Origin of the sequence: Saccharibacillus brassicae (assembly GCF_006542275.1) — a bacterium.
Classification (GTDB): Bacteria; Bacillota; Bacilli; order Paenibacillales; family Paenibacillaceae; genus Saccharibacillus; species Saccharibacillus brassicae.
The window spans coordinates 513,502-532,919 of record NZ_CP041217.1; the positions used below are offsets into that span (position 1 = coordinate 513,502).

Here is a 19,418-nt window from a genome sequence, read left to right on the forward strand (position 1 = left end):
TTGAGCCGCCCTGAAAGGGCGGCTTCGGCGGGTCGGGCGAATCCGTATCACGCTATTTGCGTCCCAAGGCGCTTTTGGGCAATCTAACGAATCGTCGCAGCGCTATTGGCGCAAAATCGGCCAAAAACGGCCCCGAAACGGGAAATAACGATAGGACGATTCGTTAGATCGCGAAAAAGGCCTAATAGCGGCAAATAGCGATAAGAGGATTCGTTAGGCCGCGCGGCCGGCGCGGACGGCGCGATCTGCCGAATGCCGGCGCTGCCAAGCCTATCCGTCCCTGTCCGCTCTCGCCCCCGCTCCGCCTTCAGACAGTCCGCGCCCGGCGCGACGACCAGGCGATCGGCGCATGGATAACGAGCAGCAGCGCCATCGAAATGGCGCTCGCCCAGAACGGCGCCTGCGGACCGATATGGTCCCAGGTCCAGCCGCCGGCCAGCGGGCCGAGCACGGTGCCCGCGCCCTGCAGCGTCAGGAAGACGCCCCAGATCGCGCCGCGCTCTTTCTCCGGCACGAGCTGCGCGAGCAGCGTGTTCCAGGCGGGCAGAATCATGGCGAAGCCGACGCCGGCCGTCAGGACGAAGCACCAGACGAGCGACATCGTGTGCGTCGAAGCGAGGCCGGCCAGCGCGATCACGGCCATCAAGAAGCCGATATGCAAAAACCAGCGGGTGCCGAACCGGTCGACGAGCTTGCCGGCCGGAATGAGCCCGACGACGGCGACGCCTCCGCCCACGATCAGCAGCAGATTGAACTGCCCGGCCGTCATGCCGAGTTCGTTGCGGATATACATCGCTATGACCGGCGACAGGATGCCGATTGCGAACGACTGGAGAAACATCGCCGGGTACAGCAGCGGCGTGAGCTTGAGCGCGAGCAGCGCCCGGATCACTTTGCGGACGGAATAGACCGAGCGGATTGCCCGGCGCTTCACGACGCGGCGGACGCGGCTGGGCATCGACAGATGGATGCGCGGACGGCGCGCGAGCCGCGGAGCGACGCTGCGCATTCTGCGCGGCAGCAGCAGCGCGGCGGACGTGACGAGCGCCATGACGAACACCAGCACCCAGAAGATGACCCGGTACGAATCGCCGATCAGCAGGTTCGAGATCAGCGGCCCCGCTCCTGTTCCGGCAAGCGTGGCGATCTGGATGATGCCCATGCGCGAGCCGGTATCACCGGTCGCTTCGGCTTCCATGCTGATCGTGCTCATGACGACCGGCCAGATCGGCGCCGTGCCGATTCCGAGCAGCGTGCAGGCGACGATCAGCGAAGGGCCGGTCATCGAGAAAGCGATCACGACGACGGCTGCCCACGACAGCAGCAGCCCGGCCGCGATCGTGCCGCGCAGTCCGACGTGCTCGGCCATCCAGCCGGCGGGGCTGCGCAGCACGTTCTCGCCCACGTACTGGAGCGAAAAGGCCAGGCTGATCGTAAGGGCCGGAAGCCCCAGCGCATCGTTCATGTAGACGGGCAGCACGGTGACGAACAAAGCGCCTTTTACGAATTCGGTCAAAAAGACGATAATGAATAAGCAGGAAAACAACGAAAAAAATTTGGGCTTGGACTGCGGGACGATTAACCGCTCTTTCATCATATTCCCCTTTCGAGCCGTCCGCCTTCCTAAAGCAGTCGGCCTCTCCACGCGCGGCGCCCGAGCGGCGCCGCCTGTTCGGTCTGTCTCTATCGATCTTCTGCCATTATATCGGCTGAACCCTCGGGAAGTCTAACGGGCCCGCCGATCGATAGACGTCTTTTTCCCGCGCCGCCCCCGCATTGAAGGTCCTGCCAAATGCATCCTTGCAATCCCGCCTCGTTTTGCTATACTCAATTTGTTTGATTTTTTCATAAGTGCTTCAACATACTCTACGCACACGAAAGGTTGTGACAACCCTAATGGATCATGCTCGTACTCCGCTATTTACCGCCCTCAAACGGCACGCGGACCAAAATCCGGTACAGTTTCACATTCCAGGCCACAAGAAAGGAATGGGGATGGACCCGGAATTTCGTGAATTTATTGGGGAAAACGCCCTTTCCATAGACCTGATCAATATCGCTCCCCTCGACGATTTGCATCAGCCGACCGGCGTGATCGAAGAAGCTCAGCAGTTGGCTGCGGACGCCTTCGGCGCTACCCACACCTTCTTCTCCGTCCAGGGCACGAGCAGCGCGATCATCACGATGATCCTGTCTGTCTGCGGGCCGGGCGACAAGATCATCGTGCCGCGCAACGTGCACAAATCGATTCTCGGCGCAATCATCTACGCCGGCGCCAAGCCGGTGTTCATCGCGCCGGAACGCGATACCAACCTCGGTATCGACCACGGCATCACCACAAGCTCCGTGCGCAAAGCGCTGAAGCTGCATGCCGACGCCAAAGCGCTGCTCGTCATCAATCCGACGTATTACGGCGTCTGCGCCGACCTGCAGCAGATCGTGGCGCTGTCGCACAGCTACGGCGTACCGGTGCTCGTCGACGAAGCGCACGGCGTGCTGATCCATTTCCACGACCAGCTGCCGCTGTCGGCCATGCAGGCGGGCGCGGACATGGCCGCGACGAGCGTGCACAAGCTCGGCGGCTCGATGACGCAAAGTTCCGTGCTGAACGTGAACACGAGAAACGGGTACATCAACCCCAAACGGGTGCAGACGGTCATCAGCATGCTGACGACGACGTCCACCTCGTATATCCTGCTCGCGTCGCTCGATACGGCGCGCCGCCAGCTTGCGCTGAACGGCTACGCAATGGCCGAACGCGCGCTCGATTTCGCCGACTACGTGCGCAGCGCCGTGAACCAGATCGAAGGCTTGTACTGCTTCGGCGAGGACATCATCGGCAGCGAAGCGACGTACGATTACGACCCGACCAAGATCACGATCCAGGTCCGGCATCTGGGCATCACCGGCTACGAAGCCGAGAACTGGCTGCGGGACAACCATAACATCGAAGTCGAAATGAGCGACATGTACAACGTCCTGTGCCTTATCACGGCCGGAGACAGCGAAGACACGATCCGCATCCTGCTGAACGCGCTGCGCGAAATGTCCGAAGATTTCCTCAATCAGGGCAAAGAAGTCAAAGAGCTGGTCGTCAAGATTCCGGACATCCCGCATCTGGCCATCCTGCCGCGGGACGCGTTCTACGGCGAGACCGAATCGATTCCGCTGAAGGACTCCGCGGACCGCATCATCGCCGAGTTCATCTACGTCTATCCGCCGGGCATTCCGATCCTGCTGCCGGGCGAAGTTATCTCGCAGGACAATATCGACTACATCGTCGATCACGTCGAAGTCGGCCTCCCGGTCAAAGGACCGGAAGACCGCAGCGTACAGTTCGTCAAAGTCATCGTCGAACCGGGCGCGATCCGCTAAACGCAAAACCGCAACAGAAAAACCGCAATACCCGATTCGTCGCAAGCCCGATCCGGACAAGCACGTTTTTCCGTCCGCTTCCGAAGCGGAATCCGATGCAGATTCATGCGACCGGCCCAAGCGAACAAGCGCCTTCTCGGCGTTTGGCGCTTGGGCCGGTTTTTTCTTGCCCGAAGCCGGCTAAGTGCGGATTTTTTGGCTTGCCGTTCCCCTTGCCTTTTCGCCTGCCGCCCTGCCTCTGCCGCTCGCGGACACGACAAAGAGGATGTTCCCGATCGGGAACATCCTCTGGAGTCGGCTTCCGGGTTCGGGCTTAGCGCCGCCAGCCCAAGAGCCAAGCTCCGCTTACTCTTCGCCCTGCGCCGCGACGAGTTCGTTGTAAGCCGCTTCGACTTTGGCCCACTCTTCTTCTTCCTCGATGTTGACGAGCACGGTCTCCCCGTCTTCTTCTTCGAGGCGCAGAATGAAACCGTCCGCTTCCGGATTGTTGCGCTCCAGCAGCAGGGCGTAGACGTCTTCGCCCACGTCGAAAGTCTGCACGAGCACCATTTCTTTCTCGTTGCCGTCTTCGTCGCTGAACGCGACTACGATTTCTTCGTCTTCGCTATGGTCATGACCGGCATGATCCCCGTGTGCATGATTGTGGTTATGTTCGTGTTCGCTCATTGTGGTAAAACCCCGTTTCCTACGGCGTATGCGCCTGACGCATGTACGCCCCAAAATTTAAAGCACACCGCTTATCCTACCACTTCGCCCTGTAGAGGTCAATTTGAGAAACGCGTCCGCAATCAGTCGACGGCGTTGATCGTTTTTTGCGCGACCATCGAGTAGGCGCCGCCGCTTTTTTTGATATAAAACTCGACGTAATACTTGCCCGCCCGACTGAAATCGTACGTGAAATCGTACGTTTTGAACCAGAAATTGTCTTTGCGCGAACTTAGATCCTGCGACTGGATATCTTTGACTTCCCCCGCCGGATTGCGCATGGACACTTTGACCGACTGGATATCGGTGTTCAAGCCGTCAATCTGCGAGAAAATGTAGAATTTCAGTTTCCCTACGCTGACGTTGCCAAACGGCGTATCTCCTTTGAACAGGAACATATCGACGTTGGGCTTGTTAAAAGTCACCGTCCTGCTGCTCTCGTTGTACTCGGCCAGACCGTCGAATTCGCGCACCGGCACGTAAGTCGTTCCGTCGATCAGGTAACCGCCCGTGCTGACGGCATTCCCGTTGATCAGAACCCTTATTTTTTGAAAAGCCGATTCGGCAAAGACCGTGGAGCCGCTAAGCAGCGACAGAGCCAGCGTACAGGCCGCAATTCTTTTCCACCTCATATTCGGGCGTCATCCTCTCTGTATCGTTTGCATCGTGTGCAAGTCCAAGCTTTCCTATACCTACAGGTCGAAGCATTCCCCTCTGCAGCGCCTGCCGGCCTTTTCGGAAGACCGTTCTTATACATGTATACTCGCGCGTCCCTGTCAAGTTGCGGTCACTTTGTTGATTCCGACGCGGAAATCGTCCATAATGATGCGGAAGAAACGGCACGCATCCGGCTGCGGCTTCGATGCTCGTCGAATACAGGACTGGGGGCATGCGCAATGAACCTTCAAATGATCGGGACGGGTAACGCTTTTGCCAAAAAATATTTCAACAATAACGCGCTGATCGAGCAGGACGGCTTCAAGCTGCTGATCGACTGCGGCATTACGGCGCCTCTGGCGCTGTACGAGCTTGGCATCGGCATGGAAGAACTGGATGCGGTGCTCGTGACGCATACGCACGGCGACCACGTCGGAGGCCTCGAAGAATACGGCTTCCAGATGAAGTTCAAGCACGGGCGGCGGCCGGTGCTGCTGCTGCCCGAAGCGCTCGTCGACCCGCTGTGGCAGAACACGCTGTCGGGCGGCATGACGCAGGAAGGGCTGGAGAAGCTCGAAGACGCGTTCGACGTCCGTGCGCTGCGCGTCGGCGACGTGCAGGAACTGGCGCCGAACCTGTGCGTGGAACTGGTTCCCACCTCGCATATCGCCGGCAAAAAAAGCTATTCGCTGATTCTCAATCGCGACGTGTTCTACAGCGCCGACATGACGTTCGAGCCCGAGCTGCTGACGACGCTCGTGCGCGACCGCGGCATCCGGCGCATCCTGCACGAAGTCCAGCTCGAAGGGCCGGGAGCCGTGCATACGACGCTGGACGAGCTGCTGTCGCTGCCGGAAGAGATGCAGTCGATCATCAAGCTGATGCATTACGCGGACAACAAAGAGCAGTTCGTCGGCCGGACCGGCAAAATGGAGTTTCTGGAGCAGGGACTCGTGTATCCGATCTGACGGCGGCCGCGAAACCGAACTCTCCCAAAAAACGTTCGCTCAACAAAAGTTCGTCCAATAAATTCCGTTAATAAGTTTCTTTAAAAAGTTTCGTCAAAAAAACCGGCGCATCGGTGATCGATGCGCCGGTTTTTCGGCGTGTCCGGACAGCCGCGGATGACCGCAGACAAGTTCGGACGAGCCCGGCTTACGGGCAGGAGACGGCAGCGGAATCCGATTCAGATCCCTGTCCAGACGTCCTTCACGCAGCGGCCGCTTTCCTGCAGCCCGTCCAGCCAGCGGACCGATTCGGCTTCGTCCGCGCCGTGCACGTCGCGGTAGGCGCGGCGCAGCGACTCTTCGACGTCGGGCGCCATATGCACGCCGTCGCCGCAGACGTAGAAGACGCCGCCCTGGTCGAGCAGGCGAATGACTTCGTCCGTGTTCTCCGCCATGCGGTGCTGCACGTAGGTCTTCGGCTGGCCTTCGACGCGGGAGAACGCGGTATGCAGCCGGACCAGCCCTTCGGCGGCGTAGGCTTCCAGTTCGTCCCGGTAGAGGAAATCGCTCTCGGGGCTGCGGCAGCCGAAGTACAGCTGCGCTTCGCCAAGCACCGCGCCTTGTTCCCGCAGCGCGCGGCGCGCCTGCAGGAAGCCCCGGAACGGAGCGAGCCCGGTGCCCGGGCCGACCATGACGATCGGCACGGCCGGATCTTCCGGCAGCGCGAAGCCGCTGCCCGGATCGCGGATAAAGGCCGCGGGTTCGGCGCCTTCGGGCAGGCCGGCCAAATAATTCGACGCGATGCCGGCATATTCGCCGGTTCCGCCGCGCGCGGGGCCGCGCACGACCGCGACCGTGATGCTGAGCGTGTCCTTATTCGCTCTCGGCGAGCTGGAGATCGAATAATAGCGCGGCTTGAGCGGCGGAAGCAGCGTCAGGAACCGCTCGAATTCCATTTCGCAGGCCCGGTACTGGTCGAGGATGTCCAGCATCGTCCGGCGCTTGAACAGCACTTCGCGCTTGTACGTCTCTTCGCCCTGCATCAGCGCTTCGATCTCGACCCGGTGCGGCGGACATACGGTCCGCTCCGCCAGTTCCTTGAGCTGGGCGCGCGAAGCCGGCTCCTGCAGTTCCACGCTGCCGCTCAGCAGCTCGCGCAGCTGCACCGGACGGCCAAGCGGCAGATGCGCCGCGGCCCGTCCGCGGCCCTCCAGACGGAGCGAAGCGTCGCCCTGCAGCCCGAACCGCGCCAGCACGCGGTCGACCAGGCTGCGCGGATTGCGCGGCAGCACGCCGAGATGGTCGCCTTCCTTATAGGAAGCGCCGACCGGCACTGCCAGTTCGATATGCCGCGTGCTCCGGCCGCCGGCCGGCGCTTGCAGCTCGAAGCTGCGCACGATGCGCATCGGCACCGCGCCGTACGCGTCGGCAAGCGGCGAAGACGGCGCGGCCTCGTCGAGGAACTCGACGGCAATGCCGGCCGGCGCGGCTTCGGTCTCTTCCGGCACGGAAGCTTCGAGCCGCATCGCCCGCAGCACGGACGGCCACAGCGCCGTTTTCCACTGCTCGAGCATCCGCTCGAAATCGTCGTCGGCGTCGCCTTCGCCCCGCTCGGCCGCGCGTGTGCCGCCGAGCCGCCGAAGCGCTTCGTCGACCAGCCGCGGCACGCGCTGATACGTGCTCGCCCAGTTGCGGTCGCCGCAGCCGAACACGGCGTAATGCAGCCCCTGCGCCGCGCCGCTGCCGGCTTGCTCCAGCCAGTTCACGAACTGCTCCGCATTGGACGGCGGCCGGCCGTTGTACGAAGCGGTCACGACGAGCAGCAGCCCTTCCGTCGGCAGATGCCCCGCGGCCCGGTCCATCTTGGACACCTGCGCCCGGAAGCCGAGGCGTTCGCCTTCTTCCGCCAGTTCGTGCGCGATGCCCTCGGCGGTGCCGAGATTCGAACCGTACAGCACCGTCAGCGGCGTCCCGTGCCGCTCCGCTTCGGGCAGGCTCGCCGCGCCGGCCTGCGGATCGTTCGCGGAACCTGCCGCGCTTGCGGAAGCGACTGCGCTTGCGGCGCCTGCCGAGGCGCTTGGCGCGAACGGCGACGGCGCCATCGGGGCGCCCGCGCGCGGACGCACCTGCATCGTGAAGCCGTCCGGCTTGAGCGTCAGCGTCTCCTTGATCTTCAATTCGTAATTCGCGCCGTCGACGATATCGAAATGGCGCAGCAGCGTGCCGAGCACGAGCGTCGCTTCGTGCAGGGCGAACTGCTGGCCGATACAAGCCCGCTGGCCGCTGCCGAACGGTTTGTACGCGTCGGTCGGAACTTTGGACGGATCTTCGAACCGCTCCGGCCGGAAGTCTTCGACGTCGTCGCCCCAGGCGTCCGTGTCCCGGTGCAGCATCGGGATCAGCACGTTGACCGCTTCGCCCCGGGCCATCGGATAACGTCCGGCGAGCGACGTGTCCGCTTTGGCGCGCAGCGAAAAAGCGGGAGCCGTCGGCCACAGCCGCAGCGATTCGCTCAGGATCATGCGGATGTATTTCATCTCCCGCACCTGCTTGTACGTCGGCGCCGCCGCGTCGGTCAGAATGCCGTCGACTTCCGCCTGCGCTTTGCGCAGCTTGTCGGGATGATGCAGCAGGAAGTACAGCGCGAACGACAGCAGCCCGCTCGTCGTCTCGTGGCCGGCGATCAGGAACGTGATGATCTGGTAACGGATATTTTCGTCCGACAGCGACTCGCCCGTATCCGGGTCCTGCCCGCCCAGCATATTGTTCAGCAGATCGTTCTCGCCCCGGTCGCCGCGTTCGCGGCGCTCTTTGACGATCCGGTCGACGAGCGTGAACATGTAGTCGATATCCCGCTGCATCTGCGCTTTTTTGCCGAGCATGAGCTTGTTCTGTACGCCGAGGCGCTGAAGCTGGCTCATCGATTCGTCCAGCGAGCGCGTCATCGCTTCGACGAACGGATGGTTCGCTTCCCGGTAAAAGCTGTTGAAGCGATAATGGAAGCCGCACAGCCCGATCGTGTCGAGCGTCAGCCGGGTCATGTCTTCGGGCACGTCGACGTATTCGTCCGGATTCAGCCGCGCCCATTTCTGCACGAGCTGCATGGCGATATCGACCATCATGTCGTGATAGCCGATCATCGCCCTCTGGCTGAAGCTCGGCATAAGGATGTTGTGCGCTTTGCGCCAATTCGGTTCTTCGGTCCAGCTGGTAAACAGGCCGTCACCGGAAAACGAGCGCACGTTTTGCAGCGGCGCCCAGACGTTTTTCTCGAAGCGGGATTCGTCGCAGGCGTCCGCTACCAGGTCCGGGCCGGAGATATACAGATTGCCCGGGCGTCCGGGCAGATCCATTCTGAATATCGGGCCCTGCTGCTCCGACAGCTTCATGAGCGATTGAACCGGGGCTTTCGTGTCGACCAGCGGCAGATTGCCGAGCGGGCCGAACGTTTTGGGCTGCGGGATGACCGTTTGAGGCGTATTCATGGGTCGATCTCCTTTCTAAAAAAGCAAAATGACTGAATGACCAAAATTCGCAACGGGTTCTGTTCTTCTGTATCCCTTGCCCGATTCCGCCCCGGCTGAAACGATTTGACGCAAAAATGAGCAAAAAGCCCTCCCCCGGCAGACCGGAACCCGTACGAACGGACCGGAAAGCGGGAAGGGCTCTCCCGAGCTGCACTTGCTGTCAACCTTGCTATGGAAAAAAGAGCTTATTCGGCTTTTTGGCCGGCGTCTTTCCAGATAACTTCTTCGCCGTACTTTTTGCCCCAATCGTACATCATGCGCAGGACCGGGGTCAGGCTCTCGCCGTAGGCGGTCAGCGAATATTCGACTTTGGGCGGCACTTCGCGGTACACTTCGCGGTGCACGAGCAGGTCTTCTTCCAGTTCGCGCAGTTGATTGGTCAGCATCTTCTGGGTGATATTCGGGATCAGCTTCTTCAATTCGCTGAACCGCTTCGTGCCTTCGAGTCCGAGATGCCACAAAATGATCAGTTTCCATTTGCCGCCGATGACGGCCAGCGTCAATTCCTTCTCGCAGTTGATCGCCTGCAGGTCGATCCGTTCTTTCACTTCGCTTGCCATCTTCAAAGACCTCCGTTTCGTCCGTGCTTGGCGGACCTTATACGTCTCGCGGACGTCCGATATAACCCGCTCCGCTCCCAATAGTATACATTAGATACGTACCTCCCCGCAAAGAAAGTACGTCCGATCGCTATACCGGATGATCGCAAACCCGCGCGGGGCGCAATAGTATCCTCCACGTAACTTCCCCACTTCAAAGTGCCTTCTTCCGCCGGCGGCTGTTCCGGGCTTACAATGGGTCTACCGGCATCACGCCGAATCGGTTTACCCCATCCCAACCCACTAAGGAGTGTTTGAATATGAAATTGCAATTGGCATTGGATCTGGTCGACATCCCGGGCGCGATCGAAATCGTGACGGAAGTTCAAAAATATATCGATATCGTAGAAATCGGCACGCCGATCGTCATCAACGAAGGCTTGCACGCCGTCAAAGCGCTGAAGGAAGCTTTCCCGCAGCTTGACGTGCTGGCCGACCTCAAGGTTATGGACGCCGGCGGCTACGAAGTCATGAAAGCGACCGAAGCCGGCGCGAGCATCGTAACGATTCTCGGCGCGACGAACGATTCGACGATCCGCGGCGCGGTCGAAGAAGCCCGCAAGCACGGCACGCAAATCCTGATCGACATGATCAACGTGCCGAACCTGGCAGAGCGCGCGGCGCAAGTTGACGCACTGGGCGTCGATTACATCTGCGTACACACCGGCTACGATCTGCAGGCCGAAGGCCAAAGCCCGTTTGAAGACCTGCAAAAAATCAAAGCGGTCGTCAAAAACGCCAAAACGGCTGTAGCCGGCGGCATCAAGCTCGACACACTGCCGGGCGTTATCGCAGCGCAGCCGGATCTGGTCATCGTCGGCGGCGGCATCGCCGGCCAGGACGACAAAGCGGGTACGGCTGCGGAAATGCGCCGCCTGATCGAAGCCGGCTCCGCCGCGCAGGTCTAAGTCGATGGGCGGCCCACTTGCCGAACCGACGGGCACAGCCGGCTTCGCCGCACGGATCGCCGCGGAACTCGCGGAATCGGTGCGGGGCATCGACCCGGCGCAGGCGGAATCGTTCGCCGAAGCGCTCGATCGCGCGGCCAACGTATTCACCGCCGGCGCCGGACGTTCCGGATTGATGGGCAAGGCGCTTGCGATGCGTCTCGTCCATGCGGGCAGCCAGGCCCATGTGGTCGGCGAGACGACGACCCCGGGCATCGGCCCGGGCGACCTGCTCGTCATGTGCTCCGGTTCGGGCGAGACCCGGACGCTGGTCCCGATGGCCGAGAAGGCGCGCGAACTCGGCGCCGACGTCGCGGTGCTCACGCTCAAGCCCGACTCGACGCTTGCGAAGCTTGCGACGATGGTCGTGCGCCTGCCGGGCGCGTCCAAGTCGCGCGAGAACGACGACTACGCGACGATCCAGCCGATGGGTTCGCTGTTCGAGCAGACGCTGCTGCTGTTCTGCGACGCGTCCGTGCTGCGGCTGATGCAGCGGCGCGGACTCGACACGGACCGTATGTACGGCAAGCACGCCAACCTGGAATAAATTGTATTTATAACTAATTAAACCGACATTCCTTAGGAAAATGTCGGTTTTTTGTGGCGTTTTTCTAAAAATAAGTGGATTTGACCTTCTTTATTTTATTTGCTGCGGCTTCAAGCGATTTCAATTCTTCAATTAGGTTTATTTTAAAGTAGACAAAATTACCTGCTATCTCCCCTTCGTTCTTCCAATCCTCCCACCCGATGTCAAACTTTAGAAGGAGCCGGCTTCCCATGTCCAATTACACGACTTCCGATACCATTCGTTACAAAACACTTTCCCTATTTGCCGAACATTTCGGCATCTCGCCCGCCCGCGTGAACGTGACTCTGAACGACAGCTGCATCATCATCTGCGCCGAACGATTTCTTCAACCGCTCGTCGAATCGATGATTCTCGAAGAATCGCACGGCGCGCTGCAATCGATGCGGGAGTTGATGGTCGGCTACCTGATGCCCGAACTGTGCCGCTACGTTCAGGACGACTGCGGCCTCAAAATCGAGACCAAAGGCTACGACTGGAACGACGAAGACCTGTCCTGCCTGATCTTCATGCTGCTTGCCGAACCGGCCTTTTTGCGCGAAAACGTGCCTTATCCCGATCAAAACAAAATTCATCGCCATATCGCCGCCCTTACATACGACGTACAGCGTTTTCCCGAGAAAATCTATTCGTTCTGGCTGGAACAGCGCATGCTTATCCTGATTCGGGACGGCACGATGACCGAGGTGGAACGGGCGCTGATCGAAGACGGACACTGCGAAGTGCTGCGGATGTCCAAACGCAAAGTGGAAAAAAAGCGCTTCTGCGAAGAACCCCCTTTTGGCGGAACCGCCAACCGCAGCCTCAAAGGCGTCTATCTCGATTGGGTCTTCCCCCATGACCGCAGCGTGCTCGTCTACGTGTTCGGCAGCGCGCAAACGATCGCACCGCATTAACTCCCGCCTGTTTCCGTCCATACGAAAAAGAACCGGATGGAAAACTCCGGTTCTTTGGCATGCCCTGCATCCTGCGCGTTGTCCGACCGGCTATTCGTTCTCGCCCGTCGTCATTTCGATCCGGTCGATGCCCTGCACGGTAATCGAGACTTCGAAGCTGCCGTCGCCGACGGGACTCATGCGCAGCAGCCCTTTCTCCGCCAGATAACGGTACGCGAGCTTGCGCTCGATCTCGCCGTTGATCTCGTCCCCGGTCAATATGACCGGCTCGCCGGCCAACTCGAACCAACTGTCGTACAGCCTGCCCAACACTTCGCGCCGAAGACCGCGGCGGCGGTTGAATTGTCCCATGCGTTCCAAAGACTTCTCCTCCTTCGTGTGTGGATCGCGGGGCTCATCGCTCGCGCTCCCAACGAAAGCCCTCACTCTCTATTACACGATTCGGGCCATCTTCTCTCAGCCGCACGCGTCCCCGGCCCAAATTACCCGCGGCTCGACCGCGGCATCAGCGGTTGATCCGCTCCAGCAGCTCGTTCAGCTTGTGCTCGCCGTCCGGGTCGCCCGCGAAGCCGACCGCCGCTCGAAGCGGCAGATAGCGGCCGACGGCGGCCATCATGTCCGCGCTGCCGTGCTCGTCTTCGTCCTCGGAAGAAGACCCTTCTTCATTGGCCGGCGTATCGGCCGCCTCTTCCGCCGGCGGCGTGAACAGCCCGCCCTGCAGGAAATCGTCCAGCAGCGCTTTTTGGTCCGGCGTCAGTCGGCCCGGCCGCATCAGGTCGCCGATCAGCGAATTGCGATGGACCGGCTCCATGATCGGCGCATCGCCTTCGATGTCGACTTCGACCGTCTGCTTGATGTCGCGCGAAGAAGATCCGACGCCAAGCTCGAACACGCCGCTCTCGACGCGCCAATCCGCCGCTTCCACGTCGTAGTAGGCGAACGCTCTGCGGTCGAGCACAAACGATACGGTCGCCGTCTCGCCCGGCTGGAGCTCTACTTTTCCAAACCCTTTCAATTCGCGTTCCGGCCGGTCCACCGTACTCTCGACATCGCGCACGTACAGCTGCACCACTTCCTTGCCCGAGACGCTGCCCGTATTGGTCACGTTCACGCTCACTTCGACACCCTGATCGGCCGACGCCTGCGCCGAACTCACCCGCAGATCGGAATAGTCGAACGTCGTATACGACAGACCGAAGCCGAACGGGAACAGCGGCTCGATCGCCTTCTTGTCGTAATACCGGTAGCCGACGTACAGCCCTTCCCGGTACTCCACGCGGTCGCCGGTGCCCGGAAAGTTCAGGAACGCCGGCGTGTCTTCCAGACGTACCGGGAACGTCTCGGCCAGTTTGCCCGATGGGCTGACTGTGCCGAACAGCAGATCCGCGATCGCTCCGCCCAGCGCCTGCCCGCCGAGATACGCTTCCAGCAGCCCTTTGACCCCGCCAAGCCACGGCATTTCGACCGGCGAACCGTTGCTGAGCACGACGACCAGATTAGGCTGGATTTGCGACAGTTCCTCGATCAGCCGCAGTTGGTTCTCCGGCAGACGAAGGTGGGTACGGTCGTAACCTTCCGACTCGTACGCGTCCGGCAGCCCGGCGAACAGCACCGCGACGTCCGCTTCGCCCGCAGCCTTGACGGCTTCCGCGATCAGCGCTTCGTCCGTATCGTCTTGTTTGAGGCTGTAGCCGCGAGCGTAATTCACCTGCGCTTCGCCCGCTTCCTTGACGAACTCGTCATAGATCCGGCCCAGCTGCGTCGGAATGATATGCGAACTGCCGCCGCCCTGATAGCGCGGACGTTTGGAGAGCTCGCCGATGACCGCGATGCGGCCGGACCGCTTCAGCGGCAGGATGCCGGCTTCGTTCTTGAGCAGGACCATGCTTTCGCGGGCGATTTTGCGGGCGAGCGCGTGGTGTTCGTCCCGATCGTACGAAGCGTTCTCCACTTTCTCCGCCGCGGCGCGCAGCACGACGCGCAGGATGCGCCCGACCGCCGCGTCCAGCTTGTGTTCCGGCAGCGAGCCGTCCTGAATCGCATCCACGATCTTCTTCGCGCCGATCCCGCCGCTTGACGGCATTTCCAGTTCCAGTCCGGCCGCAAGACCGGCTGCCCGCTCGTTGACCGCTCCCCAGTCGGACATGACGAAGCCTTCCAGTCCCCATTCTTCCTTGAGGATTCCACTGAGCAGTTCCTCGTGTTCCGAAGCATACGTGCCGTTCACCCGGTTGTACGAGCTCATGACCGTCCACGGCTGTCCTTTTTTGACCGCTCCTTCGAAGCTCGCCAGATAAATCTCACGCAGCGTGCGCTCGTCCACCACGGCATCGACCGACATGCGGCGATGCTCCTGGTTGTTGACGGCAAAATGCTTCAGCGACGTGCCGACGCCCCGGCTCTGTACGCCCCGGATATGGCTGGCCGCGATCTCCGACGACAAATACGGATCTTCCGAGAAATATTCGAAATTCCGGCCGCACAGCGGCGAGCGCTTGATATTCGCCCCCGGTCCGAGCAGCACGGCCACGTTCTCCGCCTGGCATTCTTCGCCGAGCGCCTCGCCCATGCCCTGAATGAGGTCGCGGTCCCACGAAGACGCGATGCCCGCCGCCGACGGGAAACAGGTCGCGGGCACGCTGTCGTGCAGTCCCAGATGATCCGCGCCTTCCGCCTGCTTGCGCAGTCCGTGCGGACCGTCGGTCACCATCACGGACGGAATGCCGAGGCGTTCAATGCCCTGCGTATGCCAAAAGTCTTTGCCGGAACAGAGGCTTGCTTTCTCTTCCAGCGTCATTTGCGAAATAAGATGTTGGATATCCGGCGTACCGGAAGGTTGGCTTGATTGAGTCATGTTGGTGCTCCTCTCCGTATGGGCAATGCTGTAAAAAGATCTCTTCTCGTCCATTGTAGAGCGTTTACATAGTGAGATTCTATGAGAAAACAGACCTTTTTTGTAGATTTCGTACCGGTTCGTTACAATAGGGAAAAGAACACGGACAGGAGCGCGGCGGATGGAAAAGACGGCACGGGCACGTAAAGGCATGGCGGCGAAGGCGGCGGGCGCAGGGCAAGCGGCGGGCGCAGCGGAGCAGCCGGGCGAACAAGCCGCGGGCGGAGCGCAGCAGCCGGGCGAACAAGCCGCGGGCGGAGCGCAGCAGCCGGGCGAACAAGCGGCGTACGTGCCGGATTACGCGGACGACCGCGAACTGCTGCGCAGCCTGGCGCTGAGCCGGCAGAACGAGCGGCTGCACCACGATCTGGCGACCGAGCGCAAGATGCTTCAGCTCGTGCGGGAAGGCCGCCGCGAGGAACTGGAGCAGCTGCTCGCCGACTGGAACCTCAGGCAGGACTTCGGCATTCTGTCCCGCAGCAGCCTGCTGCGCCACCGCAAAAACCTGACGATCTGCGGCATCACGCTGTACACGCGGGCCGCGATCGAAGGCGGGCTGTACGCGGAAGTCGCGTTTACGCTGAGCGACCTGCTGATCCAGCGCGTCGAAGAAGCCCACACGCCCGAAGAAGTCGATCTCCTGTCGACGTCCGCGATCCGCGAATTCACGGACCGCGTGCGGCAGGCGCGCGAGCACACCGGCAGCGGCACGTTCGCAGCGTGCCGGCTGTACGTGTTCAATCACCTGTATGAAGAATTGTCGCTGGAGCGGCTCGGGCAGGCCATGCGGCTGAACCCGGCTTACCTGTCGCGGCTGTGCAAAAAAGAAACCGGACTCTCCCTCTCCGCCTACGTCCGCCGAGAAAAAGTCGAAGAAGCCAAACGGCTGCTGGAAATCGGCGAACACACGCTGTCCGAGATCTGCGCGCTGCTGCGCTGGAGCGATCAAAGCCACTTCACGCAGGTATTCAAAACGTGGGTCGGCGTCACCCCCGGCACGTACCGCAAACGCGTTCCGAAAAAAAATTAAAGTTTTTTTGTAAAATCGCTTGCTATACTTCTAGGTTTCATGATATGATCTTTCTTTTCGGCAAGAGAAAATAACTTGAACGACCCACATGAAGGACGGTAGCTCAGCGGGAGAGCACTATCTTGACAGGGTAGGGGTCATGGGTTCGATCCCCATCCGTCCTATACGAGCAGTAACGGTAAGGGTTTAGAGGTAATCACTTGATTAGTGGTCAACCTCAGACACGATTTCAAAAAAGATAACCACTATCTTGTAGTTTGAAAAAACTATAGGACGGTGGTTATTTTTTATGCTTTTAAAGTTTGCTTTGGCGGAATTCAAGTCAGATCGGGAATATCGAAATGTCTCCCCTCGTACTCTCTCTTCCTACTTCATGACGTTGAACGAGTTTCATGAGTATGCGATTAAGCATGAGGTTCTGAACCTTGAGGACTGCACGCAATCCCTCGTTAAAAGTTACTTGGTTTATTGCGGCAAAGAGAAAAAGAACAATCCCACTACGGTTAATTCCAAACTCCACACCTTGAAAATCTTTTTTAACTATTTCGAGAAAGAGATGGAGATTTTCACTCAGAAAACGAATCCTACAAAACGAATTGGCTTTGCTCAAGAAGAAGTGAAGATTGAAGTATTTACCGATGCTCAGATTAAGCAAATGCTTAACTACTTCCAACGCTTGAAATATCGGGATAAGACATTTCACGCATATCGCGGTTACTTCTTGATTATCTTTCTCCTCTCCTCTGCTTGCCGTTTAGGAGAAACAGTCAATCTTCGTTGGAGTGATGTAAATCTTAGAGATCAGGTCATTACCGTAACAGGAAAGAAACGTACTGCTTCTTCTCTTCCTATGGCAGATAAATTAAAAAAAGAGTTTCTTGAATACAAGTTGTTTGTAGAAACTAACTTTGCCGTCATGCCTGAATATGTGTTCACTGATCGAGAAGGTAAACAGATTACGGACAATGCTTTGAAGATGCTATTTAAACATTTGAAAGAGCAAATGAACTTCAAGAACGTTCGTCTCTCTGCTCACACCTTCCGTCATACAGCAGCACATAGAATGATTATGGCTGGTTGTGATATTGGTACAGTGCAAAAGATACTAAGACACTCCAACGTATCTATGACACTCAGATACTTTGCATTATGGGGAACGGCACTTGCAGAACAGAATGAAAAGTTCAATCCGCTCAATAATCTGGATATATAAAATAATAGAGTCATTTGTAGAGACGGGCTTACGCCTGTCTCTATTCTAATTACAATGAAATCAGACGTTAGAGAATCAAGGGTATACTTACTACCTCTTATTCATCTAACATCTGATTGATATTCTAATTAGAATGAAATATGACCTAAGAATCGACGTTAGAGGGTCTGATTAAAGCAAACTCTTAACGCGGATTAAAATAGAATCTATAACTGTTGGATCAGATACCATTTTAGCCGTGAGTTTAATTCCTGCTGCTGCATTACCCGCTCTAACTGTACAAGTGAATCCATCTTGAACTGTAATAGAGTTTCCTGTAGCCGGTGATCCTCCTGTGAAGTTAGTCAACGTCCACGTTACCGCTTCATTGGCTGGAATAGCATTTGAACGATAATTAATCGTTTTCTGATAGTTAATTGTATCGTCAGTAGACGTGCCGTTAAATGTATTCGACAACATAGCAGCCCCATCTGCACGACCGATATCAACCGACTTTGTGATAACGATCACTTTAGATTTGATGTTAAGCATATAGTAATCTGTAACTTCTGGGAATCCATCAAGAGTAACTTTGACGTAGATAGTTGTATCGGTTCCCGTTTCATTATAGTTATTTACATATACTTGGTTAAAAGAATCTTCAAACGTAATCTTAGCAATGTTTTCTGGAACATCAGAAATCTTATCTATCCCAACGAGTGACCAAGTTACTCGCTTCGTATCATCTTGAATTCCATTATTGTAGACAACGCGACCCAAGAATACATTGTCACCAAATTCAACTTCATTAGGCGGCTGATGCCCTGTAAAGATAACAACGGAGTAGTTTGGTGCAATGTAATAAGCCAGATTAAACGGAACATATTGAATTTGAGTCGAATCGCTTACAAGAGTAACCCTTAACACAATATCCTTCATTTGACCTTCATTATTTCTATTCTGAATCGTTACAGAACGATTTGTAATATTGCCTAGCGCCGCTACTGTGTCTGGAACAAGCGTTATACGGTCAGAATACAATAAATCATAAGTAACAGCAGCATCGTCAACAGGACGGCCATTATTGGATACTGTATTCGTTACAGTAACGGATTCCATATAATCTAAAATGGTTTTAGGACTATCAACGGATAGAGAATACATATCAGGTAGAGCGACCGCGACTTGAATCGTATCTTTAAAGAAAGAGTTTGTAGAGCGATAAGCCGTAACGGTTACATTACCCTCTGCAAGTGCTGTGATAAGTCCTGAACTCGATACTGTAGCAATAGAGGGATCAGAAGATTCAAATACTCGCGTAGATACGGTAGGACTTGTTGTAATCTGTATCGTGTTACCTTTTAATATGCTAATCGGCTTTGTATTGGTGATCTTAAACGTACAATTCGTATTGCCTGAAGTATAAGATATTTCATTAGCCAGGTCGTCCGTTTCAACGCTAATCGAATCCTTCTCGGCTGAAATAATAATCATTCCGGGACGAGAATAAGGATCAATGCCCGTAACCTTAAATGCTTGTCTCAAACGAATAAAACGAGTATCAATAGTGATCTGCTTGGATAATTCATTGTTAGGAAAATGAAGTTTAATGACTCCCGCTGCCTGAGCAATAACACTTCCTGACACAACTCTAAAATCTTCGCTTGTAATGAAACACGGAATTCTAAACACTTCACAATTCATATTGAAATTGATTGAATGTGGAAGAGAACGAATAATACCCTTCCATTTGTTATATCGCTTATTTGCTTCTTCTGAAATAACCATATAGTTTTGACCATCATATCCAATAATATCTCCGCGATTAAAAGCATTGAGCGAAGATATACGGAAATCTGAATAGTTTTGTTCCAATTCCGTTTGAGTAATAAGTGCTCTAATTGGATTACCATTTTTCGTTACATCCGATCCGATTGAACGTAATAGATATTCGTAATCCTTTGTATCAGATAGATTAAAATAATTGAACATAGGTTCACTCCTTTCTTCTGTTTATGCCTTCTCTCAAAAGCTGTATTTCTTTGTAAATCAAATGGATTTCCT

15 protein-coding genes and 1 tRNA gene are annotated in these 19,418 nt (G+C 57.1%); 8 read left to right on the forward strand and 8 right to left on the reverse strand.

Features of this window, described 5'->3' with window-relative positions; all coding sequences use genetic code 11:
- Positions 1–307: 307 nt before the first annotated feature.
- Entirely contained in the window at positions 308–1,594 is a 1,287-nt protein-coding gene (locus tag FFV09_RS02135; RefSeq protein ID WP_141446155.1) for an MFS transporter, read from the reverse strand.
- Positions 1,595–1,896: 302 nt separating this feature from the next.
- Between FFV09_RS02135 and FFV09_RS02140 the strand changes: the two genes are divergently transcribed.
- On the forward strand, positions 1,897–3,375 hold the full coding sequence (locus tag FFV09_RS02140) for an aminotransferase class I/II-fold pyridoxal phosphate-dependent enzyme (RefSeq protein ID WP_141446156.1): 1,479 nt from the start codon (positions 1,897–1,899) through the stop codon (positions 3,373–3,375).
- Positions 3,376–3,720: 345 nt separating this feature from the next.
- Here FFV09_RS02140 and FFV09_RS02145 read toward each other — a convergent pair whose 3' ends face one another.
- Both FFV09_RS02145 and FFV09_RS02150 read right to left on the reverse strand, forming a co-directional pair.
- Positions 3,721–4,041 carry a DUF1292 domain-containing protein gene (locus FFV09_RS02145; protein ID WP_141446157.1) on the reverse strand — a complete coding sequence of 107 codons (321 nt, stop codon included), beginning with the start codon at positions 4,039–4,041 and terminating at the stop codon, positions 3,721–3,723.
- 122 nt (positions 4,042–4,163) lie between these two features.
- Positions 4,164–4,712, reverse strand: a complete 549-nt coding sequence (locus FFV09_RS02150; RefSeq protein ID WP_141446158.1) for a stalk domain-containing protein — start codon at positions 4,710–4,712, stop codon at positions 4,164–4,166.
- A gap of 264 nt (positions 4,713–4,976) precedes the next feature.
- Between FFV09_RS02150 and FFV09_RS02155 the strand changes: the two genes are divergently transcribed.
- On the forward strand, positions 4,977–5,705 hold the full coding sequence (locus tag FFV09_RS02155; RefSeq protein WP_141446159.1) for an MBL fold metallo-hydrolase: 729 nt from the start codon (positions 4,977–4,979) through the stop codon (positions 5,703–5,705).
- Between the two features lie 218 nt (positions 5,706–5,923).
- Here the strand turns inward: FFV09_RS02155 and FFV09_RS02160 are convergent, their stop codons facing one another.
- Both FFV09_RS02160 and FFV09_RS02165 read right to left on the reverse strand, forming a co-directional pair.
- Positions 5,924–9,169: a bifunctional cytochrome P450/NADPH--P450 reductase gene (locus FFV09_RS02160; protein ID WP_141446160.1), complete on the reverse strand. Its 3,246-nt coding sequence runs from the start codon at positions 9,167–9,169 to the stop codon at positions 5,924–5,926.
- 227 nt (positions 9,170–9,396) lie between these two features.
- A complete protein-coding gene (locus FFV09_RS02165) occupies positions 9,397–9,771 on the reverse strand; it encodes a winged helix-turn-helix transcriptional regulator (RefSeq protein WP_141446161.1) in 375 nt (124 codons plus the stop codon).
- A gap of 299 nt (positions 9,772–10,070) precedes the next feature.
- On the opposite strand from FFV09_RS02165, the gene hxlA reads away from it, so the two are divergent.
- From hxlA to FFV09_RS02180, 3 genes are all read left to right on the forward strand, one after another.
- On the forward strand, positions 10,071–10,718 hold the full coding sequence (gene hxlA, locus FFV09_RS02170) for a 3-hexulose-6-phosphate synthase (RefSeq protein WP_141446162.1): 648 nt from the start codon (positions 10,071–10,073) through the stop codon (positions 10,716–10,718).
- 4 nt (positions 10,719–10,722) lie between these two features.
- Positions 10,723–11,304 (forward strand): 6-phospho-3-hexuloisomerase, encoded by a 582-nt coding sequence (gene hxlB, locus FFV09_RS02175; protein ID WP_141446163.1) that lies wholly within the window; start codon positions 10,723–10,725, stop codon positions 11,302–11,304.
- 230 nt (positions 11,305–11,534) lie between these two features.
- Positions 11,535–12,239, forward strand: coding sequence for a Na-translocating system protein MpsC family protein (locus tag FFV09_RS02180; protein WP_170314904.1), 705 nt, complete (start codon positions 11,535–11,537; stop codon positions 12,237–12,239).
- Between the two features lie 90 nt (positions 12,240–12,329).
- Here the strand turns inward: FFV09_RS02180 and FFV09_RS02185 are convergent, their stop codons facing one another.
- A complete protein-coding gene (locus FFV09_RS02185) occupies positions 12,330–12,599 on the reverse strand; it encodes a hypothetical protein (RefSeq protein ID WP_141446165.1) in 270 nt (89 codons plus the stop codon).
- A 145-nt stretch (positions 12,600–12,744) separates the two neighbouring features.
- Positions 12,745–15,093, reverse strand: coding sequence for a glycoside hydrolase family 3 C-terminal domain-containing protein (locus FFV09_RS02190; protein ID WP_141446166.1), 2,349 nt, complete (start codon positions 15,091–15,093; stop codon positions 12,745–12,747).
- A gap of 160 nt (positions 15,094–15,253) precedes the next feature.
- Here FFV09_RS02190 and FFV09_RS02195 point away from each other — a divergent pair, with 160 nt between their 5' ends.
- From FFV09_RS02195 to FFV09_RS02205, 3 genes are all read left to right on the forward strand, one after another.
- Positions 15,254–16,162, forward strand: a complete 909-nt coding sequence (locus FFV09_RS02195) for a helix-turn-helix domain-containing protein (RefSeq protein WP_141446167.1) — start codon at positions 15,254–15,256, stop codon at positions 16,160–16,162.
- 92 nt (positions 16,163–16,254) lie between these two features.
- A tRNA-Val gene (locus FFV09_RS02200) sits at positions 16,255–16,326 on the forward strand.
- Between the two features lie 125 nt (positions 16,327–16,451).
- The gene (locus tag FFV09_RS02205) at positions 16,452–17,375 is read left to right on the forward strand and encodes a tyrosine-type recombinase/integrase (protein ID WP_141446168.1); all 924 of its coding nucleotides are present in this window, start codon (positions 16,452–16,454) and stop codon (positions 17,373–17,375) included.
- A gap of 171 nt (positions 17,376–17,546) precedes the next feature.
- Here FFV09_RS02205 and FFV09_RS02210 read toward each other — a convergent pair whose 3' ends face one another.
- Positions 17,547–19,346, reverse strand: a complete 1,800-nt coding sequence (locus tag FFV09_RS02210; RefSeq protein WP_212635457.1) for an Ig-like domain-containing protein — start codon at positions 19,344–19,346, stop codon at positions 17,547–17,549.
- Positions 19,347–19,418: the final 72 nt, after the last annotated feature.